The sequence below is a fragment of the Rhizocola hellebori genome, assembly GCF_016862955.1.
GTDB classification, from domain to species: domain Bacteria; phylum Actinomycetota; class Actinomycetes; order Mycobacteriales; family Micromonosporaceae; genus Rhizocola; species Rhizocola hellebori.
This window is the reverse complement of record NZ_BONY01000013.1, coordinates 1-21,680: the sequence shown is the minus strand read 5'-3', so window position 1 is coordinate 21,680 and position 21,680 is coordinate 1. Positions and strand designations below refer to the sequence as shown.

Sequence of the window (21,680 nt, the reverse complement as noted above, 5' to 3'; positions counted from 1 at the left end):
GGAAATCGGGGAGACGCGTAGTTGCGGAATCGTTATGAAGTAACGTCGCAGCGTGACAAGGATCGTGGCCGGACGCTACGGAGGGCGACGACTGAGCGCTCCGGAGGGCCGTCATACCCGCCCCACGTCCGATCGGGTACGCGAGGCGCTGTTCTCCACTTTGGATAGCCAGATGGACCTCTCGGGGGCGCGGGTCATCGATCTGTTCGCGGGCTCGGGGGCGGTCGGGCTGGAGGCCCTGTCGCGCGGCGCGGCTCATGCGCTGCTGGTCGAGCACGACCCGAAGGCGGTCAAGGTGATCCGGGCGAACATCGCGGCCCTGGATGCGCAGGGGCAGGCCCGGGTGGTGGCGGGCAAGGTGGGCGGCGTGCTGGCCGGGGGCAATCCGGAGCAGGGATATGACCTCGTGTTCGCGGACCCGCCGTACCAGGTGACGGAAAGCGAAATCGAGGAGATGCTCGCTGCGCTGGCCGGCGGGGCCTGGCTCACCGATGGTGCGCTGATCGTGATCGAGCGCTCGAGCCGCTCCCCCGAGCCCAGTTGGGTGCAAGGCGTCACTGGTGAGCGCGGTCGCCGCTACGGCGAGTCGACTCTTTGGTACGGTCGCGCCGAAGTGCTGTGAGGCGGCAAATTCCCCCGAAGGGATAACGCGATGAGGCGTGCGGTCTACCCCGGGTCGTTTGATCCGGTCACCAGGGGACACCTGGACATCATCGGGCGGTCGGCACAGCTGTTTGACGAGGTGATCGTCGCCGTGCTCGTGAACGAGACCAAACAGGGCCTGTTCAGCGTCGAGGAACGGCTGGACATGCTGGTCGAGGTCACCAAGGAGTACCCGAACGTCCGGGTGATGTCGTTCCGGGGGCTGCTGGTGGACTTCTGCCGCGATCATGGAGCGCAGATCGTGGTCAAGGGCGTCCGGGTGGTGGGTGATTTCGAATACGAGTTGCAGATGGCGCAGATGAACATCGGATTGTCAGGTGTGGAAACCTTGTTCATGCCAACGAATCCGCTCTATTCTTTCATCGCGTCCAGCCTGGTCAAAGAGGTGGCGAAGTGGGGCGGCGACGTGTCAACCTACGTGCCTGAGCTCGTCGAGCAGAGGCTCGCTGAGCGCTTGCGTGCCGCACGCGCTAACTGACCCAGCCGAGGCATCATGTATCTGACGCCTACCAAGGAGTGACCCGGTGGATCCGCTCGACCGTATCGACGACCTCATTGCTGTCATCGAATCTGCCCGTAATGTGCCGATGTCGCGTAACTGCATGGTCGACCGGGGTGAGGTGATCGGCGCGCTTGACCAGCTGCGCGCGGAGCTTCCCGGCGAGCTGCGCCGGTCCGCCGCCCTGCTGGAGGAGCGCGACAAGATCCTCGACGCCGGCCGCCGCGAGGCCGAGCGGATTATCCGCGAGGGTGAGCAGGAGCACGCTCGGCTCGTCTCGGTGAACGAGATCACCGTCTCGTCCGAGCATGAGGGCGCTCGCATCATCGGTGAGGCACGCGCGGAAGCGCAGCGCCTGCGTGACGAGGTCGACGAGTATGTCGACACCGCCCTGGCCAACTTCGAGCAATTCCTGACCCGCGCGCTAGCCTCTATAGAACGTGGCCGCGACAAGATGCATGCCTTGCGAGAGATCGGTTCCTACATCCCGGAGCAGGACGAGCGGCCGCTGCCACAGTTCTAGGCCCTACCCCTGGTTCGACGAGGAGCACCTTTCTCAGGTAATCTTCTTCGTCGGCCAAATTCTTGCGCCGGAGTTTCGCCATGCCGCAACACTCGATGAAACACCTCGACCCACGGGCGCCTTTGGTCCTCGACACGCGGGAACTCCCGCGTCGCCCTGGGGCGATGCGTGCGCTCAACCGGGTTGTTCCGGCGCCGGAGGACCTCGGCGTGGAGATGATCGGCGTTCCACAGGGCGCTGACCTGAGCCTCGATCTGCGGCTGCAGTCGGTGTCGGAGGGCGTGCTCGTCACCGGGACCATCAGTGGTCCGCTGGTTGGGGAGTGCGGTCGCTGCCTGACTGCGATCAACGAAGAGTTGGCTGTACCGGTCCAGGAGCTGTTCGCGTACGAGAACAGCACCACGGACGAGACCACCGACGAAGACGAAGTCGGCCGGATGCAGGGCGATCTGATCGACCTGGAACCGGCTCTGCGCGACGCGGTGGTGCTGGCATTGCCGGTGAACCCGCTGTGCCGCGAAGACTGCCCAGGGTTGTGCCCCGAGTGCGGGGTGCGCTGGGACGAGCTGCCGAAGGGGCACACCCACGAGCAGGTCGACCCGCGCTGGGCGGCCCTGAGCAAGTTAACTGAGAACACTGAGGAGTAGGAACAGTGCCTGTCCCGAAGCGAAAGATGTCGCGCAGCAACACCCGCCACCGTCGGGCACAGTGGAAGGTCACCGCTGTGGCCACCGTTCCCTGCCCGCAGTGCAAGTCGGCCAAGTTGCCCCACGCCGCGTGCGGTGTGTGTGGCACCTACAACGGCCGCCAGATCCTTGCCGTCTAGTTCATAGACTTCGGTGGCGCCGCGCCTGTCAACCACCCCTCCGACCAGTGAGGGGTGGTTGCGGTGTCTAAAGACGACGATCTGACTGACGCTTTCGGCGTTTCTCTCAAGCCTGACCTGCTTGAGCGGGCCTTGACGCATCGGTCCTACGCCTATGAGCACGGTGGGCTTCCGACCAACGAACGTCTCGAGTTTCTCGGTGATGCCGTGCTGGGTCTGGTGATCACCGCCACTCTCTATGACAACCACCCGACCCTGGCCGAGGGCAAGCTCGCCAAGCTGCGGGCCAGCGTGGTCAACGCGCGCGCCCTGGCCGGCGTGGCTCGCTCGCTGGGCTCCGGGGGCATCGGGCCGCACCTGCTGCTCGGCCGCGGCGAGGAGCTGACCGGGGGCCGGGACAAGGATTCGATTCTGGCCGACACGTTCGAGGCTCTGCTCGGTGCGATCTACCTTGAGCACGGCATCGAGCGGGTGACCGAGGTCATTCGCAAGCTTTTCGACCCGCTGATGGCCGAGTCGGCGCGGCGCGGCGCGGGCTTGGACTGGAAGACCAGCCTCCAGGAGCTGACCGCCAAACATGCCTGGGGCGTGCCGGAGTACGTCATCGAAGAACAGGGTCCAGATCACGCCAAGATGTTCACCGCCTGGGCTGTCGCCGGCGGCGAGCGCTTCGGTGGCGCGGCGGGGCGCTCCAAAAAGGAGGCCGAGCAGCGTGCAGCCGAGGAGGCTTGGCGGGCGTTGTCCAGTCGCGCCATGGATTCTGAACATCCGGAAGCAAGCGAAGAATGAGTCTGTGGCGTCGCGCGGGCGGGCTGCGCTTCGCCGGGATGGTCGTGCTGACGGCCGTGCTGTTGCGCGCCCTTCAGCTGCTGCTTGTCGCCGCATTGACCATTGACGGCGAGCGGGTGGTCGATCGCCTGCTGATCTGGGACGGCGACTGGTTCCTCAACGTCGCCATGCACGGATACCCCGACGGATACTCCTATGACGACGACGGTGTCCGTGTCGGCAACGGCTTTGCCTTCTTTCCGCTCTTTCCTGCCTTGGTACGGGGAGTAATCGCGCTCGGAGTCCAGCCCGGTTACGCTTCCCTGCTTGTGGCGGGGGTCGCCGGCCTGGTGGCGGCGCTGCTGATCTACCTGCTGGGGGTGGCCATCTGGTCACGCCCGGTCGGCATGATGCTCATGGTGCTCGTCTGCACCCAGCCGATGGCCGTGGTGCTGAACATGGGCTACACCGAGTCGCTCTTCCTGGCGCTCGTCGCGGGAACGATGCTCGCCGCGTACCAGCGGCTGTGGTGGCTCGCCGCGCTCACCGGGGTGGCCGCGGGCCTGACCCGTCCCACCGGGGTCGCGGTCGGCCTGGCCCTGGCCGTCGCCGCCTTCCTGCTCTGGCGGATGGAAAAGGCCCAGGGGCTTCCCGCCCAGCTGGCGGCACCCATCATCCCCACCCGGTCGCAAGCCGCGGCCGCCCCGGGGGCTGGGGCCGAACCCGGCAGCCCGGGTGGCGGTTCCGGCCAGACACTTGCCGCTGGATTTTCCCGCGAGACCTTCACCTCCCGCCTGTCCGCGCCCGCCGCGAGCTCCTCCGGCCGAGCCGATGATGACGATGACTACGACGATGATGATGACGATGAGTCTGCGAGCGAGGCCAGGGGAGCCGTGGCCGGGGTGGCTCGGGGAGCGTTGACCCGTGGCACCGGGCAATGGCGGGTGCTGGGTGCCGGAGCACCTGATACGCCGTCGGCGGTGGGAAGGGCCAGCGCTGGTCCGGCACGGCCGGGCGGGGCGGGCGCGACGCTTGGGGCGCCGAGCGGCGGGTTCGGGACTCCGACCGGCGAGTGGCGGGCGCTGGGGCTGCCGGGCGAAGGCGCTGTCGGCGGGCTGCTGAGCCTGGCCGCCGAGCGGACCGGATCGGGTGCGGCCAGCAAGGTCATCGCCACCCGCAAGGCGACCTTCGCGGCCAAGGGGCGGGTGACCCGAGCCGAGCTCGTGCAAGCCTGGGTCGCCGCCGCGCTGACCCTGCTCGCCGGGCCGGTCTTCGTGCTCTGGGTGGGCTGGCGGGTGGGCGAGTGGGACGCCTGGTTCAAGGTGCAGACCGCCGGCTGGGGGAGCACCTTCGACGGCGGCGCGAGCGTGGCGACCTTCCTGCTGGAGACGCTGCGCGGGGTAAATGGCATGGTGGAGATGGTGACGGCGTGGCTGATCCTGGGCACGTTCGTGCTGTGCCTGGTCGCGATCGTCGAGCGGGTGTGGGTGCCGCTGATCGTCTACGGCTTTGTCGCGATGGGGCTGGTGATCGGGCAGGCGGGCTATTGGCACTCCAAACCGCGCCTTCTGGTGCCGGTCCTCCTGTTGGCGTGCATTCCGTTGGCACGAGCCCTCGCGGCCGCCCCACGCCGGACAGCCATCGCCGTGCTGGCGCTATGGTCGGCTTTTGGGCTTTGGTTCGGTGCTTACATGATCAGCATCTGGCCGTTCACGATCTAGGCGGAGGGTGGCAGTGCCGGAGTTGCCGGAGGTGGAGACGGTCCGCGTGGGGCTGGAGCGATGGGTCGTTGGCCGAACCATCGCGAAGGTGAAGGTGGGCCATCCCCGGGCCGTGCGCCGCCATGTGGCCGGGCCCAAGGACTTCGAGCGCGTGCTGGCCGGGCGCACCATCATCAGCACCCGGCGCCGGGGAAAGTACCTGTGGCTCCCGCTGGACAGCGGTGACGCGATCGTCGGCCACCTGGGCATGTCGGGGCAGATGCTGGTGCAGCCGGTCACCGCGCCGCTGGAGAAGCATCTGCACATCCGCTTCGACTTCACCGACAAAGGTCCCCAGTTGCGCTTCATCGACCAGCGCACCTTCGGCGGGCTCGCCGTTTCCGTCGGCGGCGCGGAATTGCCTCAGGAGATCGCGCACATCGGCAAGGATCCGTTGGAAGAATCGTTTGTGGACAAGGATTTCCTCGTCCGGCTGAGCGGCCGCAGGACAGCGGTGAAACGCGCCCTGCTCGACCAGACCCTGATCTCCGGGGTCGGCAACATCTACGCCGACGAAGCCTTGTGGCGGGCCAAAATCCACGGCAATCGGCCCAGCGACGAGCTTTCCCGGCCGGCCGCGCAACGCTTGCTGGCCCACGTGAAGGAAGTTCTCGGTGAGGCGATTACGGCCGGTGGCACCAGTTTCGACGCGCTCTACGTCAACGTGAACGGCGAGTCGGGCTATTTCGAGCGCGGGCTCAACGCCTACGGCCGGGAGGGGGAGCCGTGCCCGCGGTGCGGGACGGCCATCAAACGGTCGACCTTCATGAACCGGTCGTCCTTCTTCTGCCCTAAGTGCCAGCGGGAGCGGTGAGCACGGGCAGCCGCAGTTGCCTGGCCCGCCTGCGCAGCTGATCGGAAGCGGTGTCCGGCACGAAGCTGACCGCGTCGAAACCCTTGTCCCGGCACAGTTGCAGCATCGCGTCCCGTTCGTCGGCACCGACCTTGCACACGGCTCGTTTGCGCTGACCGTGCAGATCGTCCACTGTGGATAGATCGGTGGTCATCGGATCCAGGAGCAGAACGGTGTGGCCCCAGTCCAGGTCGGGTCGCTGGGCCGTGGAGTCGGTGGCCTCGTACCAGCGAGGTGGCGCGACCGTGCAGGAGGCCAGCACGAATCCGAAGGCGAAGGCGACGAGTTTCACACCGTGGCCAGATGCATGGCCTGCAGCGAAGACTCGACGGTGGCCAGACCGAAGCGGGCGCCGCGGCCGCGCATCAGCTCGTGCGCTACCCCGATCTGGTCTGTCGGCACCGAGTGCACCAGGTGCGCATCGCCGGGCCGAACCCCCTCAACGGTTCCCCGCTTGTACTCCTCCCACGGCCCCTCAAAGGTGCACAGCACGGCACCGAGTCCGCGATAGATGGAGTCGGTGGGCCGGCCCGGGTTGACCAGAAGAGTGTCGAAACCGATGCGCCGCGCGGCGCGTACCGCGGTGGCCACCGGCCCGATCGAATATGGACTCGTCGGTGCCTGGTCGAAGAAGATCCCGCGGACCGGGTAGCCGGCCCAGCGGCCGAGTTCGGCCTTGACCTGCTCCACGGCGCGGGCACCGAAAGCCAGGTCCACGTAGCCGATGAGGCCTGCCCCGGCGCGTACCAGACGCTGGGTGGCGGTGGTCCAGGTCGGGTCCAGCCCACTGCCCGGCCCGGCGGCGATGTTCAGCAGGACGATCGAGCCGACCCCGGCCACCTCGATGGTGTCCCAGGTCTCGGGGTGGGTGAACGGGTGATGGTGCAGCGAGAGCAGCGGCGTCACGCTCTGTACAACGATCGATTCGTTACTCGCGTAAGTGTCGGATTTACGACCGTCCGAAGTCCTGGGTCCAGTACGGCGTGTTGCCGCGGTAGGCAAGACCCACCCCTACCGCCTTGGAAGCGCAGTTCATGATGTTCTTGCGGTGGCCTTCGCTGTTCATCCAGCCGTCCACCACGGCCTTGGCCGAGGTGTAGCCAACGGCGATGTTTTCGCTGGCCGCGCTGCCTCTTGGGTACCCCGTCCGGGCGATCCGGTCGACAAAACTGCTGCCGTCTTGGCTCACGTGGCTGAAGTAGTCCTTTTTGGCCATGTCCGCGCTGTGGGCACGGGCGGCCTTGCGCAGCCGCTCGTCTGTCCGCAGCGGACTGTTGCAGGTGCCTTCCCGCTTTTTGTTGATCAGCGCGGTGACGGTGTCCTCCATCGAGGTGATCCTGTCTGGACTCGGGGAGGCGATCGCGCTTGGGGAGAGAAGAAGCGGAGCAGCCGATTCGCTAGGGGCAGCTGAGGCGAGGGGCGACTCGGAGGTCGTGATAATGGTCACGGTGGTGCCCCGGTCGACGCCTGTTGAGCTGGCGCCGAGGATCGTTATGCCGGCGCCGAGCATGGTAAATAGCGTGCCCCCCAAGGCTAAAACGTAAAATACCATTCGCTTGGGGGCGCGATGTCTACCTTGCACGAAAATGACCTTATCCAGGTCAATGCTGCTAGGCAACTTGACGTTATGACCGAATCGGCGGAGGATGGACCTGTCGCCAGTCGCGCCCGACCACGTCTGTAGTGCTCCGATTGACAGTAGGGGCCAGCAGGTTTCGGGACGAGACAGTGGGCGCGCGTTTGCTGGTAATCCGGCTGCGCTTCAAAAGGAGAAGATATGGCGAAGGCCCTCTACGGCCACGTTGCGGCTGCGCCGGACCGGCGCATGCTCGACGAGGTCACTCGGTTGCGTGCCACGGTGCGGGCACTGGAATTCGAGGTCACCCGTCTCCGGGCGGACAATGATCGGTTGGCGGCCGCGGCGGCAGCCGCGAGTGAGGTGGATGAGTTCCTCCGCCTGCCCGAGCCGGCCCTGACCTGATAGTGATCTAAAGTCCGAATTCCACCTAAATAGCACCTGACCTATTGCGCGCCTCCACTGCCGTGGCGGCGCGCTTCCTTTGCGTTTCGGATGCTTCATGTACGTTGCGGGTAGACCGATTCGACGGAACCACCCACCCCCAATCGGAGACCTGTGTACCTGAAGAGCCTGACGGTCAAAGGATTCAAGTCCTTTGCGTCCGCGACAACGATGAAGCTGGAGCCCGGTATCACCTGCGTGGTGGGCCCGAACGGCTCCGGCAAGTCCAACGTCGTCGATGCCATCGCCTGGGTGCTTGGAGAACAGGGTGCCAAGGCGCTGCGCGGCGGCAAGATGGAAGACGTGATCTTCGCCGGCACCTCGGGGCGCGCCCCGCTGGGCCGAGCCGAGGTCACTCTGACCATCGATAACACTGATGGCGCGCTGCCAATCGACTACACCGAAGTCTCGATCACCCGCCGGATGTTCCGCTCCGGTGAGAGCGAGTACGAGATCAACGGGGACCACTGTCGGCTTCTTGACATTCAGGAGCTGCTCAGCGACTCCGGCATCGGCCGCGAAATGCACGTCATCGTCGGCCAGGGCAAGCTCGACGAGATCCTGCACGCCAAGCCCGAGGAGCGCCGCGGGTTCATCGAAGAAGCTGCCGGCGTGCTCAAACACCGCAAGCGCAAGGAAAAGGCGCTGCGCAAACTCGACGCGATGCAGGCCAACCTCAACCGCGTCACCGACCTCACCGCCGAGCTTCGCCGCCAGCTCAAGCCGCTGGGTAAGCAGGCCGAGGTGGCGAGGCGGGCGGCCACCATCCAATCCAGTCTGCGCGACGCGCGTCTGCGTTTGCTGGCCGACGACCTGTTCACGCTGCGGGAGACCCTCGACAAGGAGATCGCCGACGAGGCCGCGGTGCGTGAGCGCCGCACCCAGGTCGAGCGGGACTTTGCGGAGATCAGCGAGCGCCTGCGCGAGCTCGAGGAGCAGCACGCGTTCGACGCGCCGGCGCTCACCGCGGCGCAGGAGCTCTGGTACAAGCTTTCCGCGCTCCAAGAGCGTTTCCGCTCCACGGCACAGCTCGCCGCCGAGCGTCAGCGCCACCTGTCGGCGATCCAGGAGGAGCGGCCGGGTCGTGACCCGGCCCAGCTGGAAGCCGATGCCGAGCGCGTGCGCCAGGAGGAGACCGCGCTGCGGGCCGCCCTCGAGGCCGACCAGGGTCGCCTGGGCGAGGCCGTGTCACACCGCCAAGAGCTGGAACGCCAGCTGGCGGGTGCGGAGAAAGCGCTGGTCGCCGCGGTCAAAGCGATCGCCGATCGGCGCGAGGGCCTGGCCAAGCTCACCGGCCAGGTCAACGCGGCCAACGCGCGGGTGGCGACGGCCGCCGAGGAGATCGAGAGGCTTTCCAGCGCCTACGGCGACGCCGCGGAGCGGGCGGAAGCGGCCCAGATCCAGCTGGATGCGGTGGCCGAGCAGACCTCCGAGGCCGACCGCGACAACGCCGAGCTCGACGAGGCCCACGCGGAAGCTGTCGAGCAGCTCGACGAGGCCAACACCGAGCTGCGCCGGCTGACCGACGCGGAAAGGGCGGCCGAGAAGGAGGCCACCGGCTGGAAGGCCCGCGAGGACGCCCTCGCGCTTGGCTTGCAGCGCAAGGACGGCGCGGGCGCACTGATCGCCAAGGCCGGCGAGGTGCCAGGCGTGCTGGGCAGCCTGGCCTCGATGCTGCGGGTGTCCCCCGGTTACGAGGCCGCCATGGCCGCCGCGCTGGGCGGGCTCGCCGACGCGGTCGCGGTCTCCGGTGTGGACGAAGCGGCTGAGGCCATGCGGATGCTGCGCATCCAGGACGCGGGCCGCGCCTCATTGATCGTGGGCAGCTCGCGGCCGCAATCGCGGCTCGAAGTGGCCCTGCCCGAGGAAGCCAAGTGGGCGCTCGACGTGGTGCGCTGCGAGGAGCAGCTGCAGCACGCCGTGACGCACGCGCTGCGCGATGTTGTGGTGGTGGCAGACCTCAACGCCGCCACGGCTTTGGTCGGCCAGCACCCATCGGTGCGGGCGGTCACCCGCGAAGGCGATCTGATCGGCGCGTTCACCGCCTCCGGCGGCTCGGCCAAGGCCTCCAGCTTCATCGAGATCAAGGCGGCCGTAGACGAGGCCAAAGCACAGCGGCTGGCCGCCGAGGAAATGATGGGCTCGCTGGGCGAGGAGCTCGTCGAGGCGCGGCAGCAGGTCGACCGGTGCAAGAGGATCGTCGACAGCGCGGCAGCGGCGAAGCGTGCAGCCGAAGGCGAGCGCAACGCGGCAGCGCGGCGGCTTGCCGAGCTGGGCGCGGCGGCGAGGTCGGCCCAGGGCGAGGCGCAGCGACTGCTGGCCGCGCGGGACAAAGCCAACGCCTCCCGCGAAGAAGACCTGTTCCGGCTCACCGAGCTGGAAGAGCGGTTGATACTGGCCGAGGCGACCGAAGTGGACGAGGAACCGTCCACAGAGGAAAGAGACCAGCTCGCCGCCATGGTTCCCCAGGCCCGGCAGAACGAGGTCGAGGTCCGCCTCGCCGTGCGCACTGCCGAAGAGCGGGTCTCCTCGATCGCGGGTCGCGCCGATTCCCTGGTGCGCCAGGCGGCGGCGGAGCGGGCGACGCAGGAGCGCGCCGCGGCCCGCAAGCTCGCCCGCGAGCGGGGAGCGGCCGTGGCCAAAGCGGTCGAGGTCGGGACAAGGCAGATCATCGTCAGGCTGACCGCCGCGCTGGACAGGGCCGCGGAAACCCGTGACGAGCTGGCCGCGCTGCGCACGCAACGCGAGGCGGAGCTGGCGGAGGTGCGCGCCGGGGCCAAGCGGCTCGGCGACGACCTCAACCGGCTCACCACCGAGGTGCACCGCGACGAGGTGGCCCGCGCGGAACAGCGGATGCGCATCGAGCAGCTGGAAACCCGTGCGGCGGAAGAGTTTTCGCTCGATGTCGAGACACTGCTGGGCGAATACGGCCCCACCGTTCCGGTGCCCCTGGTGCAGGGCGGCGAAGCCGGCGAGGACTACTCCGAGTGGTCCGAGCCGTTCGACCGCCTGATCCAGGAGAAACGCGCCGCCAAGGCCGAGCGTGACCTCGCCCTGCTGGGCAAGGTGAACCCGCTGGCGCTGGAGGAGTTCGCCGCGCTCGAGGAGAGGTACAAGTTCCTCTCCGACCAGCTCGAAGACCTCAAGGCCACCCGCCGGGACCTGCTCACGGTGGTCAAGGACGTGGATGACCGGATTCTGGAGGTCTTCACGACCGCGTTCGCCGACACCGCGCGCGAGTTCGAGATCGTCTTCCCGATCCTGTTCCCGGGTGGCGAGGGCAAGCTGATCCTCACCGACCCGGACAACATGCTGACCACCGGAATCGACGTCGAGGCACGCCCGCCGGGCAAGAAGATCAAGCGGCTGTCGCTGCTTTCGGGTGGCGAGCGCTCGCTGACCGCGGTGGCCATGCTGTGCGCGATTTTCCGCGCCCGCCCTTCGCCCTTCTACATCATGGACGAGGTGGAGGCGGCCCTTGACGACGTCAACCTGGGCCGGCTCATCACCCTCTTCTCCGAGCTGCGGGCGCGCAGCCAGCTGATCATCATCACGCACCAGAAGCGCACCATGGAGGTCGCCGACGCGCTCTACGGCGTCACCATGCGCAGCGGTGTCACCGAGGTGATCAGCCAGCGGCTCAACAACTCCGTCGAGGAGATGGTGTGAAGCGGGTAAAGCCGCGCGCACTTCTGATCGACTTCAACGGCGTGGTGCAGGGTTACGACCGGCCCTATGAGGTCGAGCCGCGCTACGGCCTGGAAGCGGGGGCGTTCTTCACCGCGGGCATGGAGCACAGTCGCTACGTGCCCGCGGTCACCGGACAGTGGACCCGGGCGCAATGGCTCGACTCCATCGCGGAGGCGACCGGTGCGCCGCGGGAAGCGCTGACCGAGTGGGATTCGTACCGCGGGTTCATCGACGACGAGGTGCTGGCCTTCGTCCGCGAGGTGCGCTCGAGCGGCAAACCCGTTGGGCTGGCATCGAATGCGACCGACGACTTCCGCGCCGACCTGACCCTGTTCGGCTTGGAGCACGAGTTCGATGCCGTGCTCTCCTCGGCCGAGATCGGTGTGTACAAGCCGATGCGCGAGTTCTTCGCGGCGGCGTGCGAGGCGCTGTCCGTACCCGCCAGAGAATGTTTCTTTGTCGACGACAGCGATCGAAACGTGATGGGCGCCAGGGCGGCCGGGCTTGCCGCGACCCGCTGGACGGATCGCTCGGTGCTGCCCTACCTGCGGGCCGTCATGCAAGCCGGTGCTGGATCACCTTCCTGAAGTCGCCCTGTGCGTCGGTGCACTCGAGTAACACCGTCGCCTCGTCGCCGCGAAAGCTCAGCGTGGCAATGGCATTGCCGAAATAGGGCGGCTTGGTGAGCACCTTCCATTTGATGGTGTCCTTGGGGATTCGGGCCAGCCGCGCCACAATGCTGCCCGGCCCGGAAAGCCCGCGCCACCAACCGGCCCGCAGCCCGAATTTCATCACGCCGCTCACGTCGTTGTTCAGCGGCGAGCAGGTGATCTGGTAGACGTTGTCGCGGCCGGGCAGAGTCGCCTCAGCCACGTAGGAGTGGTGCACGTCGCCGCCGAGAACGCTGATGGAGCGCGGTTTCTGGAGGCCTTGGATGAGCGTGGTCAGCTCGCCGAAGGAGTGGCCCACCGCCGACCAGTGCTCCAGATCGATGCGCCGGCGCAGCTTCTCGACCACGCCACCGTATCGGCGCGAAGCCACCTCCATCACCGCCTGGGCGTGATGGATCGCCGGCGCCAGCAGCCACGGCAGCGAGCACGCCAGCACCAGATGATCGCAGTCGGCGTCCGCCTCCTGCGCCAGCCAGTCCCACTCGCTCTGCGGGAACATGCGCCGCACCGGTTCGTCCAGCACCCTGTTTGCCCGGCAATCCAAAACGATCATGCGGGTACGGCCCAGGTCGAGCCGATAGCTCCACCGATAGCCGGGCGGGATCTCGACCTTGCCGTCGCTTTGCAGGCGCTGCCAAACGGGATCGGCCGCAAGCTCCTGCGGGGTCATGTTGCCGAGGTGCTGATAGATCCAGTAGGAGGTGAGCCCGGCCCGGATCCGCTCCTCCCACCACGGCCGGGTCTGGATGTCGGCCAGCCAGCTCGCCGACGAGTTCCAGTCATCCATGATCTCGTGATCATCGAAGATCATTACGGTCGGCACCGTGGACAGCAGCCACCGCACCTGCGGCTGCGACCACGCCTTCCGATACAGGTGGGCGTACTCGGGGAAGCGGACCACCTGGTCGGGTGGGTAGTGGCCGGGCCTGTCCCGCGCGGCGAGCCAGCGCTGGGTTTCCTCGGGCAGCTCGTCGGCGTAGATCTGATCACCGATGAGGGCAAGCAGATCGGGCAACGGCGCACCCTTCAGCGCGCGACGGGCGTAGGCCTCCAGCGCGTCCACCCCGAACGGGCGCTGCTCGCGGCAGGAGCCGAAGGCGAGTGTGGCATCAGCTCTCTGCCCAGCTGTGATCATCGAGGGCGGCCAGCCCGGCTCGGGCCAAACCTCCACCCCGTCGACCTGAACCTGATAGGGGGTCGGCCTTTCGGGCAGATCTGTCAGCACCAAGTGCGCCACATGTGAACCCTCGACCTCGAAGGTTGGCGAGGTGACCGAAGCCGAACCGGCGTAAACGGTGACCGTAGCCGGCTCGTCGGTGGTCATCCAGAGAACTGCCTGGTGGTCGGTGACCCTGCGGAGCAGCGGACCAAGGATGAGCTTCGCCACATGCACATCCTGCGCTATGGGTAGGAGGCGATGCGACGGGGTCTCGGTTTGAGAGGATGCGAGGCATGGAACCACTGGTCGTCATTCTCTCGATTCTCGCGGTGCTGGTGCTCGGAGGCGTGGGCTTCGTTGTCGCGCAGCGAACCAGGCGTCAGCAGCTGCCGCCACCCCCCGCGGAGAAGACGACGCAGACCAAGCCGCCGCAGGTGCGCAAAGCCCCACCCGCCAAGCCGGTCGAGAAGGCGCCACCCAGTGCCCCGCCGGTGAAAAAGGCGCCGCCGACCAAACCGGCGGTGAAGGCCCCGCCCACCAAGCCGGTCGAGAAGGCCCCACCGGCCGTTCCGCCGGTCGAAAAGGCTGCACCTCCGGTGGAGAAGGCTCCGCCGGTTGTTCCTCCGGTTGAGAAAGCGCCGCCCGCCAAGCCGGTGGAGAAGGCTGCACCTCCGGTGGAGAAGGCTCCGCCGGTTGTTCCTCCGGTCGAGAAGGCGCCGCCTGCCGCGCCGAAGGCCCCGCCGGTTGTTCCGCCGGTGGAGAAGGTCGCGCCGCCGGTTGAGGTGCCGGTTGAGCCGGAGGTTGAGCAGCCGGCCCCGACCGCGGGGCGGCTGGTACGGTTGCGCGCCCGCCTGGCCCGGTCGCAGAACGTCTTCGGCAAGGGTCTGCTCGCCGTTCTCTCCCGCGACAAGCTCGATGACGACGCGTGGGACGAGGTGGAGGAGAGCCTGATCGGCGCCGACGTCGGGGTGAAGGCGACGGCTGACATCGTGGCCAAGCTCCGCGAGCGCACCCGGGTCCTGGGCACCGGGACCACCAAGCAGCTGCGCGCCCTGCTGTCCGAGGAGCTGACCACCGCGCTGGATCCGTCGCTGGACCGATCGCTCAAGGCGAGCCCGGTCGACGGCAAACCCGCGGTGATCCTGATCGTGGGCGTGAACGGCGCGGGCAAGACCACCACCTGCGGCAAGATCGGCCGCGTGCTCATCGCGGATGGCCACAGTGTCGTCTTCGGCGCGGCCGACACCTTCCGCGCCGCCGCCGCCGAGCAGCTGTCCACCTGGGCGAGCCGGGTCGGCGCCGAAGTGGTGCGCGGAGCCGAGGGAGCGGATCCGGCCGCGGTCGCGTTCGATGCCGTGAAGAAGGGTATCGAGAGCGGTGTGGATACGGTTCTGGTAGACACCGCCGGCCGGTTGCAGAACAAGGTCGGGCTCATGGACGAGCTAGGCAAGATCAAGCGCGTGGTGGAGAAGCACGGGCCGATCTCCGAAACGCTGCTCATCCTCGACGCGACCGCGGGACAAAACGGGCTTTCGCAGGCCAAGGTCTTCACCGAGGTGGCGAACGTGACCGGTGTAGTTCTCACCAAATTGGACGGAACGGCCAAAGGCGGTATCGTCATCGCGGTGCAGCAGGCGCTGGGAATCCCGGTGAAGCTGGTCGGTCTCGGGGAGGGCCCCGACGACTTGGCTCCCTTTGACGTTCACGCGTTCGTCAACGCCCTTCTGGGTGACGAGTGACAGTGCATCAGGAGATCCCGCTGCGCGGCGGGAACGTCAGCACCGTCGTCAGGGTCGGGGAGACGGTTCGCCGAAACGCGGGCCCGTGGACCCCGACCGTGCACGCGTTGCTGCGTCACCTGGAGTACAGCGGTTTCACCGGCTCGCCCAAGGCGCTCGGGATGGACGAGCGCGGGCGGGAAGTGCTTTCCTTCGTTCCGGGCGAGTGCGGCGAGTACCCGCTGGCCGCGCACTGGGTCACCGACGAAGCCCTGGTCACGGTCGCCACGATGCTGCGGATGTATCACGACGCCCAGGCCGGCTTCCGGACGCCACCGGGTGCGGTCTGGCGGTCGTTCGGCCCGCCGCCGCCCGACTCGGAGATCATTTGTCATCACGACGCGGCCCCGCACAACGTGATCTGGCGACCCGATGGCACGCTGGCGATGATCGACTTTGATCTCGCCTCGCCCGGATCGAGGATCTATGACGTGGCTTATGCCGCTTGGACGTGGGTACCCATATTCAGCGACCGAGACTCGATAACCCTGGGTTGGCACCGGCCGGACAGGCCGCGACGGCTGCGCCTGTTCGCCGACGCCTACGGCTTGATCCCGCGTGACCGGCATCGCCTGGTCCGTACCATCCGGAAGCGGATAGTGGATCACGTCGAGGGCATCAGAAGGCTGGCCAACGCGGGGGAGCCGGCGTTCGTGCGCATCGTCCAAAAAGGACACCTACGCCGACCCCTCCGCGACTTACGGCTAATCGATTACGAGCGATACACCTTCGAGCACGCTTTGCGTTAGACCCCCAACGTCCAGGAGGTCAGGGTGCCGGCGATGCCGTTGGCTCGGCGGTCGCGGACTCGGAGGATCCAGGTGCCGTTGGCGACCTCGCTGCTGAGGTTCACCGTGTAGGTGGTGTCCAGGTTGTCGCCGGTGTCGTTGCTGCGGGACTTGAGCTGGTAGCGGGTCCCGTCCGGCGCCTGCAACTGGATGGCGAGGTCACCGCGGTTCAGGTGCGCGATGTGCACCTCGACGGTGGACGCCGCTTTCGCGTTGCCGGGGCAGCTGCTGATGGTGATGCTGCTGGTGACCCAGACGTTGTTGTCGGGGATGGCCACGTCGGTGCCGTTGGTGACCGGGGTGCAGGTCGGCGGAGGGCCGCCCGCGCCGACGAAGAGGAGCAGGTTCGGCGAGCCCGCGCCGGGGTTGATGACCTTGGCCGGGGTGGCGGCGGCGACCATCGCGTCGCGTACCTGTTGTGCGGTGAAGGTCGGGTTCGCCCCCAGGATCAGCGCGGCGGCCCCCGCTACGTGCGGGGAGGCCATGGAGGTGCCGCTGATCGTGTTGGTGGCGGTGTCGCTGAGGTTCCACGACGAGGTGATGTTGACGCCGGGCCCGAAGAGGTCCAGACACGCGCCGAAGTTGGAGAACGAAGCGCGGGTGTCGGTGATGTCGGTAGCGCCGACGGTGATCGCGGCCGGGGTACGCGCCGGGGTGAAGTTGCACGCGTCGCTGCTGGAGTTGCCCGCCGCGAGCGCGAAGACCACGCCCGAGTTGATGGACGCGGTCACCGCTGCCTCGAGGGTGGCGTTGGTGCCCGCGCCGCCGAGGCTCATGTTGGCCACGGCCGGCTTGACCGCGTTGGCCGTCACCCAGTTCACGCCGTCGATGACCTGCTGGAAGGTGCCGCTGCCGGCACAGTCGAGCACGCGGACGGCGACCAGCTGGACGCCCTTGGCCACGCCGAAGGTGCTGCCGCCGGTGGTACCGGCGACGTGGGTGCCGTGCCCGTGGCAGTCATCGGCGATCGCATCGTTGTCGATGAAATCTGCGCCATAGCTGGCCCGGCCGCCGAAGTTGGTGTGCGTAATTCGGATGCCGGTGTCGATGATGTAGGCGTGCACGTTGCTGGCTGTGTTCGGGTAGGTGTACGACTGGTCCAGCGGCAGGTTGCGCTGGTCGATGCGGTCCAGACCCCATGATGGCGGGTTGGGCTGCGTGTCTGTCAGGTGCACGGTGTGGTTCTGCTCGACGAACGCGACGGCCGGATCGGCGGCGATCTGCAACGCCTGGGTCTGGCTCGCGGTCACCGAGAAGCCCCGCACGGCGTGCTCCCAGACTGACCCGATCTTGCCGGGGGCCAGTCGCTGCGCGGTTTCGCGTACCGGAGTCCGGGTGTCCTTCAGGACGACGAGGTAACTGTTTGCGACGGCCGTGGGGCCGCCCGCCGAGAGGATCTGGGGGTCTCCAGCCGCCGACGCGCTGGTGCTGATAGCAACAGCGGTCGAGGTCATGGCGAGCGCTACGATGGCGCGCCCGACTAGACGTGTGATTCTCATCTACACATCGTAATGTGTCGATCTAGGCCCGAGAAGTTCACCCGTGGTGAAGGTTTGTTCACATGTCTGAAACAGATCGTGACGCGGCTGAAACCGGGCAGGACCATTGCGCGAAACACCGGACATGAATGCTCCCACTTCAACCAGCAGCGCAGCTGGTATTCCGTCTCATAGGAATTGAGGGAGGGCAGCGTGCTGCTCCTTGATGAGCCTCTAACGGTCGACACCGGGAACACCACCTGGCTGCTCGTATCGTCCGCGCTCGTGCTGTTGATGACGCCCGGTCTGGCCTTCTTCTATGGCGGCCTCAACCGGTCCAAGAGCGTGCTGAACATGATGATGATGAGCTTCGCCACCATCGGTCTCGTCTCGGTGCTGTGGCTGCTCTATGGCTTCTCGTTCGCGTTCGGGGTGAACGAGGATGCGACGCTGCAGAGTTACATCGGCAGCTTCACCCAATACCTCGGGACCAAGACATTCCCGGGCGAGTTCTGGTTCGCCGGAGGCGCGTCGACCGGAATCCCGACCTATGTGTTCCTGGTGTTCCAGATGATGTTCGCCATCATCACCGTGGCGCTCATCAGCGGTGCGCTCTCCGACCGGGCGAAGTTCGCCGGCTGGCTCGTCTTCGCGACCGGCTGGTTCACGCTGGTCTACGTACCGGTCGCGCACTGGGTATGGGGCGGTGGCTTCATCGGCGCGAAGATCCACGCGCTGGACTTCGCAGGTGGAACCGCGGTGCACATCAACGCGGGTGCCGCAGCGCTCGCTGTCGCCATCGTGGTCGGCAAACGGCTTGGCTGGCCGAAGGAGACCTTCAAGCCGCACAACGTTCCGTTCGTCGCGCTCGGCGCGGCCCTGCTCTGGTTCGGCTGGTTCGGTTTCAACGCCGGTTCGGAGCTGACCGCTGACGCCCTGACCGGTGTGGTCTTCGTGAACACCCAGGTCGCCACGGCCGCCGCGCTGCTCGGCTGGATCCTCATCGAGAAGATCCGCGACGGCAAGCCGACCCTGGTGGGCGCCTCCTCCGGTGCGGTTGCCGGTCTGGTCGCCATCACGCCGGCTTGTGGCTTCGTCTCGCCGCTGGCATCGGTGCTCATCGGCTTCGTCGCGGGTGGGCTCTGTGCCCTCGCCGTCAGCCTGAAGTACAAGCTCGGCTACGACGACTCGCTCGACGTCGTCGGCGTTCACTTCGTAGGTGGGTGGATCGGGTCCCTGTCGATCGGCTTGTTCGCCACCGACGCGGTGAACTCGTGGATCACCGACCCCGCCATCCTTGGGGCAAGCAACGGTCTGTTCTATGGTGGCGGAGTTACGCAGCTTGGCCGCCAGGCGATGGGCAGCGGCATAGTTTCGGTCTACTCGTTCGCGATCGCCGCAATACTGGCCCTGCTTATCAAGTGGACGATCGGGTTCCGTACCTCGGCGCAGGCCGAGATCGAGGGCATCGATGTCGCGGAACACGCTGAGAGCGCCTACGACTACTCGCCGGCGACCGGAAGCAGTGGCAGCCAGGGCGCCTTCGCCCTAGCCGGGATCGGTGGCAGCAAAGCCGCCGCGCCCGCCGAGACCGAAGAAGAAGCAGAGCCGGCAAAGGTCAGCGGTTAGAGTCCACGAATGGAAGGGCTTTCAATGAAGCTGGTAACCGCAGTGGTAAAGCCGTATCAGTTGGACGCGGTCAAGGAAGCCCTGCACGCCATGGGTGTTGCCGGGATGACCGTGAGCGAGGTCCAGGGATACGGAAGGCAGAAGGGCCACACCGAGGTGTACCGGGGCGCCGAGTACACGGTGGAATTCCTGCCGAAGATCCGCATCGAGGTTGTCACGGACGAGCTGGACGTGGAGAAGGTCGTCGACTCCATCGTTACCGCCGCCCGGACGGGCAAGATCGGTGATGGCAAGGTGTGGGTCACCGAGGTGTCTGAGGTGATTCGTGTTCGCACAGGCGAGCGCGGCCTCGACGCGCTCTGAAGCGAACATCGGTGCGGCGGCACGGGCTTCCCGGGCCGCCGCGCTCGACGCTTGGCTGTCCGGCCTGTTTCCCACCCGGCCCGGCATCGCGCTGGTGGCCGTGGGCGGGCTGGGCCGCCGCGAATGTTCGCCCTTCGGTGACCTCGACCTGATCCTGCTCCATAACGGGGTGACCGGGGTGGACGAGCTGGCGGCCGCTCTCTGGTACCCGATCTGGGACGCCAAACTCGGCCTGGACCACTCCACGCGCACCATCGCCGAGTCCCTCGACGCGGCACACGACGACGTCAAGGTGGCCCTCGGTCTGCTCGATGCCCGCCCGATCGCCGGAGACCGGCTCTTGGCCGAGCAGCTGGCCCGGGCCGCGCACGACATGTGGCGCCGCACCGGCCCGCGTCAGCTCAGCAAGCTGCGCGAGCTGTGCGAGGAGCGGCATCGGGCGCATGGCGAGCTCGCCTATCTGCTCGAAGGCGATTTGAAGGAAGCCGAAGGCGGACTTCGGGATGTGGCCGTGCTGCGCGGGATAGGCCTGGCCGGGGTGGCCGAGGCGATGCCGCCCGCGGTGCGGGCCGCTGCTTCCCGCCTGTTCGATTGCCGCGATGCCCTCCATGTCAGCGTTGGCCGGCGCGCCGATCGGTTGCGCGCCCAGGAACGCGATCCGGTGGCGACCCTGCTCGGCCTGCCCGACGGCGACACCCTGTTGCGCCGCATCGGTCTTGACGCGCGCACCATTTCCTGGACCCTCACCGACTCGTGGCGTTCCGTGCAGCGCTGGCGTTCTCAGCTGCGGGTCGGCAAGGCCGCCCCCAAGCGGCATCCGCTGGCCCGGGACGTGGTCGCGCTGGACGGGGAGGTCGTCCTCGCCCGCGCCGCCATCGGGCCGCGGCCCGATCCCTCACTGTCGCTTCGGGTTGCGGCGGCGGCCGCTCAGGCGCAGATGCCGATCGCCCGTTCCACGCTGGAGTGGCTGGTGCGTTTTGGCCAGCCGTTGCCTGTGCCGTGGCCTTCCTCGGCGCGTAACGCTTTCCTTTCCCTGGTGGGTTCCGGGCCTGCGCTCGTGGCCACTTGGGAGTCCTGCGACCGGTTCGGCCTGACCGGGCAATGGCTCCCGCAGTGGACCCGGCTGCGCGGCACCCCGCAGCACCACCCGGTCCATCAGTACACGTTGGACAGACATCTGGTACAGGCCGCGGCGAACGCGGCCCGCTGGACCCGTGAGGTGTCGCGTCCCGATCTGCTGGTGCTGGGGGCGCTTCTGCACGACGTCGGCAAGGGTCTGCCCGGTGATCACAGCGTGGTGGGCGCGCCTATCGCCGCCGCCATAGCCACCGACATCGGTCTGCCGCCGGCCGATGCCGCCACCATCTCCTCGGTGGTGCGCAATCACCTCCTGCTGCCCGAGGTGGCCACCAGACGCGACCTCGATGACCCCTTCGTCATCGCCGACGCCGCGCGCAACATTGGCAGTGTCGCGACTTTGGAGATCCTGCACATGCTCGCCCGCGCGGACGCCGCCGCGACCGGCCCGGCGGCCTGGTCGTCGTGGAAGGGCAGGCTCATCGATCAGCTCGTGAAGCGGATCCGGTCCGCCCTCGGCGGCACCGCGCCCGAGATGCGCAACGATCCCTCCGACGCGCTCACCAATGGCGCGCTGCCGGTGATTCAGGTCGCCGACGACTGGGTGGCCATGGCCGCCCCGGACAGGGTCGGTCTGCTCGCCGGAATGGCCGGCTGCCTAGCCACCCACCGCCTCGAGATCGTGGCCGTCAACAGCGTCTCGCTCGACGACCGTGCCGTTATCGAATGCGCTGTCACGTCCCGTTTCGGCGCTTCCCTCGACCGCCAGCTGCTCGCCGCCGACCTGCGCCGGGTCGCGCTCAACCAGTTCGCGGTCTCCCCGCGCCTGGGCATTGGCGCGCGCCGTCCCGCCACTGTGCCCCCTCGCGTCATCTGGGCCGCCACCGACCTGTTAGAGCTGCGCGCCTCCGATGCCCCCGGTCTGCTCTACCGGGTCGCCTCCGCGCTGGCCGCCCTCGGCGTCGACGTCCGCCTGGCCCGCGTTTCCACCCTCGGCGCCGACGTGGTCGATGCCTTCTACCTCACCGGCAACTTCGACCCCGCCGAAATCGAAAAGGCCGTCCTCACCGCCGCCTCCTAACCACCTCACCCCGCACCCCTCCCGCCTGCCACCTGCCCCTGCCGCCTGCCCCTG

Annotated in this window: 21 protein-coding genes; 16 read left to right on the top strand and 5 right to left on the bottom strand. The window is 67.5% G+C overall.

The features are described from left to right. Positions 1–52 precede the first annotated feature (52 nt). From rsmD to mutM, 8 genes are all read left to right on the top strand, one after another. Positions 53–622, top strand: a complete 570-nt coding sequence (gene rsmD, locus Rhe02_RS12630) for a 16S rRNA (guanine(966)-N(2))-methyltransferase RsmD (RefSeq protein WP_203908361.1) — start codon at positions 53–55, stop codon at positions 620–622. A gap of 30 nt (positions 623–652) precedes the next feature. After that, the gene (coaD, locus tag Rhe02_RS12625; protein ID WP_203908360.1) at positions 653–1,141 is read left to right on the top strand and encodes a pantetheine-phosphate adenylyltransferase; all 489 of its coding nucleotides are present in this window, start codon (positions 653–655) and stop codon (positions 1,139–1,141) included. A gap of 46 nt (positions 1,142–1,187) precedes the next feature. Further along, positions 1,188–1,685, top strand: coding sequence for an ATP synthase subunit B family protein (locus Rhe02_RS12620; protein ID WP_203908359.1), 498 nt, complete (start codon positions 1,188–1,190; stop codon positions 1,683–1,685). Between the two features lie 80 nt (positions 1,686–1,765). Then, positions 1,766–2,332 carry a YceD family protein gene (locus tag Rhe02_RS12615; RefSeq protein ID WP_203908358.1) on the top strand — a complete coding sequence of 189 codons (567 nt, stop codon included), beginning with the start codon at positions 1,766–1,768 and terminating at the stop codon, positions 2,330–2,332. Positions 2,333–2,337: 5 nt separating this feature from the next. Continuing rightward, positions 2,338–2,511, top strand: coding sequence for a 50S ribosomal protein L32 (gene rpmF, locus Rhe02_RS12610; protein WP_203908357.1), 174 nt, complete (start codon positions 2,338–2,340; stop codon positions 2,509–2,511). A 63-nt stretch (positions 2,512–2,574) separates the two neighbouring features. Beyond that, complete coding sequence (gene rnc / locus Rhe02_RS12605) at positions 2,575–3,300, top strand: ribonuclease III (RefSeq protein ID WP_203908356.1); 726 nt, start codon at positions 2,575–2,577, stop codon at positions 3,298–3,300. Beyond that, entirely contained in the window at positions 3,297–5,000 is a 1,704-nt protein-coding gene (locus Rhe02_RS12600; RefSeq protein ID WP_203908355.1) for a glycosyltransferase family protein, read from the top strand. The genes rnc and Rhe02_RS12600 overlap by 4 nt, the downstream gene beginning before the upstream one ends. A gap of 13 nt (positions 5,001–5,013) precedes the next feature. After that, the gene (gene mutM, locus Rhe02_RS12595) at positions 5,014–5,853 is read left to right on the top strand and encodes a bifunctional DNA-formamidopyrimidine glycosylase/DNA-(apurinic or apyrimidinic site) lyase (RefSeq protein ID WP_203908354.1); all 840 of its coding nucleotides are present in this window, start codon (positions 5,014–5,016) and stop codon (positions 5,851–5,853) included. On the opposite strand, the gene Rhe02_RS12590 is transcribed toward mutM, so the two are convergent. The 3 genes from Rhe02_RS12590 to Rhe02_RS12580 are packed head-to-tail and all read right to left on the bottom strand — an operon-like array spanning position 5,831 to position 7,219. Next, on the bottom strand, positions 5,831–6,184 hold the full coding sequence (locus tag Rhe02_RS12590; protein WP_203908353.1) for a hypothetical protein: 354 nt from the start codon (positions 6,182–6,184) through the stop codon (positions 5,831–5,833). The two genes, mutM and Rhe02_RS12590, sit on opposite strands and share 23 nt — an antisense overlap. After that, positions 6,181–6,798, bottom strand: coding sequence for a spherulation-specific family 4 protein (locus Rhe02_RS12585; protein WP_203908352.1), 618 nt, complete (start codon positions 6,796–6,798; stop codon positions 6,181–6,183). Before Rhe02_RS12585 ends, Rhe02_RS12590 begins: the two co-directional genes overlap by 4 nt. Positions 6,799–6,841: 43 nt before the next feature. Beyond that, positions 6,842–7,219, bottom strand: coding sequence for a CAP domain-containing protein (locus Rhe02_RS12580; RefSeq protein WP_203908351.1), 378 nt, complete (start codon positions 7,217–7,219; stop codon positions 6,842–6,844). Between the two features lie 450 nt (positions 7,220–7,669). On the opposite strand from Rhe02_RS12580, the gene Rhe02_RS12575 reads away from it, so the two are divergent. The 3 genes from Rhe02_RS12575 (at position 7,670) to Rhe02_RS12565 (ending at position 12,189) form a co-directional block, all read left to right on the top strand. Next, complete coding sequence (locus tag Rhe02_RS12575; RefSeq protein WP_203908350.1) at positions 7,670–7,873, top strand: hypothetical protein; 204 nt, start codon at positions 7,670–7,672, stop codon at positions 7,871–7,873. Positions 7,874–8,026: 153 nt separating this feature from the next. After that, a complete protein-coding gene (gene smc, locus Rhe02_RS12570; RefSeq protein ID WP_203908349.1) occupies positions 8,027–11,581 on the top strand; it encodes a chromosome segregation protein SMC in 3,555 nt (1,184 codons plus the stop codon). Continuing rightward, on the top strand, positions 11,578–12,189 hold the full coding sequence (locus Rhe02_RS12565) for an HAD family hydrolase (protein WP_203908348.1): 612 nt from the start codon (positions 11,578–11,580) through the stop codon (positions 12,187–12,189). Before smc ends, Rhe02_RS12565 begins: the two co-directional genes overlap by 4 nt. Here the strand turns inward: Rhe02_RS12565 and Rhe02_RS12560 are convergent. Beyond that, on the bottom strand, positions 12,158–13,660 hold the full coding sequence (locus Rhe02_RS12560) for an alkaline phosphatase D family protein (protein WP_239123734.1): 1,503 nt from the start codon (positions 13,658–13,660) through the stop codon (positions 12,158–12,160). The two genes, Rhe02_RS12565 and Rhe02_RS12560, sit on opposite strands and share 32 nt — an antisense overlap. Before the next feature lie 65 nt (positions 13,661–13,725). On the opposite strand from Rhe02_RS12560, the gene ftsY reads away from it, so the two are divergent. Both ftsY and Rhe02_RS12550 read left to right on the top strand, forming a co-directional pair. Beyond that, on the top strand, positions 13,726–15,171 hold the full coding sequence (gene ftsY, locus Rhe02_RS12555; RefSeq protein WP_203908346.1) for a signal recognition particle-docking protein FtsY: 1,446 nt from the start codon (positions 13,726–13,728) through the stop codon (positions 15,169–15,171). Then, complete coding sequence (locus tag Rhe02_RS12550) at positions 15,168–15,959, top strand: aminoglycoside phosphotransferase family protein (protein WP_203908345.1); 792 nt, start codon at positions 15,168–15,170, stop codon at positions 15,957–15,959. Before ftsY ends, Rhe02_RS12550 begins: the two co-directional genes overlap by 4 nt. Here the strand turns inward: Rhe02_RS12550 and Rhe02_RS12545 are convergent. Further along, on the bottom strand, positions 15,956–17,497 hold the full coding sequence (locus Rhe02_RS12545) for a S8 family peptidase (protein WP_203908344.1): 1,542 nt from the start codon (positions 17,495–17,497) through the stop codon (positions 15,956–15,958). The two genes, Rhe02_RS12550 and Rhe02_RS12545, sit on opposite strands and share 4 nt — an antisense overlap. A gap of 192 nt (positions 17,498–17,689) precedes the next feature. Here Rhe02_RS12545 and Rhe02_RS12540 point away from each other — a divergent pair, with 192 nt between their 5' ends. From Rhe02_RS12540 to Rhe02_RS12530, 3 genes are read left to right on the top strand one after another with little or no spacing between them, the layout of a single operon-like run. Next, entirely contained in the window at positions 17,690–19,105 is a 1,416-nt protein-coding gene (locus Rhe02_RS12540; RefSeq protein ID WP_203908343.1) for an ammonium transporter, read from the top strand. A gap of 24 nt (positions 19,106–19,129) precedes the next feature. Then, entirely contained in the window at positions 19,130–19,468 is a 339-nt protein-coding gene (locus Rhe02_RS12535; RefSeq protein WP_203908501.1) for a P-II family nitrogen regulator, read from the top strand. Then, positions 19,431–21,626, top strand: a complete 2,196-nt coding sequence (locus Rhe02_RS12530) for a [protein-PII] uridylyltransferase (protein WP_203908342.1) — start codon at positions 19,431–19,433, stop codon at positions 21,624–21,626. Before Rhe02_RS12535 ends, Rhe02_RS12530 begins: the two co-directional genes overlap by 38 nt. Positions 21,627–21,680: the final 54 nt, after the last annotated feature.

Bases quoted from the DNA above. Each gene is read 5' to 3' on its own strand.
- coaD (WP_203908360.1), top strand. From the start codon at position 653: ATGAGGCGTGCGGTCTACCCCGGGTCGTTTGATCCGGTCACCAGGGGA.
- Rhe02_RS12615 (WP_203908358.1), top strand. From the start codon at position 1,766: ATGCCGCAACACTCGATGAAACACCTCGACCCACGGGCGCCTTTGGTC.
- Rhe02_RS12600 (WP_203908355.1), top strand. From the start codon at position 3,297: ATGAGTCTGTGGCGTCGCGCGGGCGGGCTGCGCTTCGCCGGGATGGTC.
- Rhe02_RS12580 (WP_203908351.1), bottom strand. From the start codon at position 7,219: ATGGAGGACACCGTCACCGCGCTGATCAACAAAAAGCGGGAAGGCACC.
- Rhe02_RS12575 (WP_203908350.1), top strand. From the start codon at position 7,670: ATGGCGAAGGCCCTCTACGGCCACGTTGCGGCTGCGCCGGACCGGCGC.
- ftsY (WP_203908346.1), top strand. From the start codon at position 13,726: ATGGAACCACTGGTCGTCATTCTCTCGATTCTCGCGGTGCTGGTGCTC.
- Rhe02_RS12545 (WP_203908344.1), bottom strand. From the start codon at position 17,497: ATGAGAATCACACGTCTAGTCGGGCGCGCCATCGTAGCGCTCGCCATG.
- Rhe02_RS12535 (WP_203908501.1), top strand. From the start codon at position 19,130: ATGAAGCTGGTAACCGCAGTGGTAAAGCCGTATCAGTTGGACGCGGTC.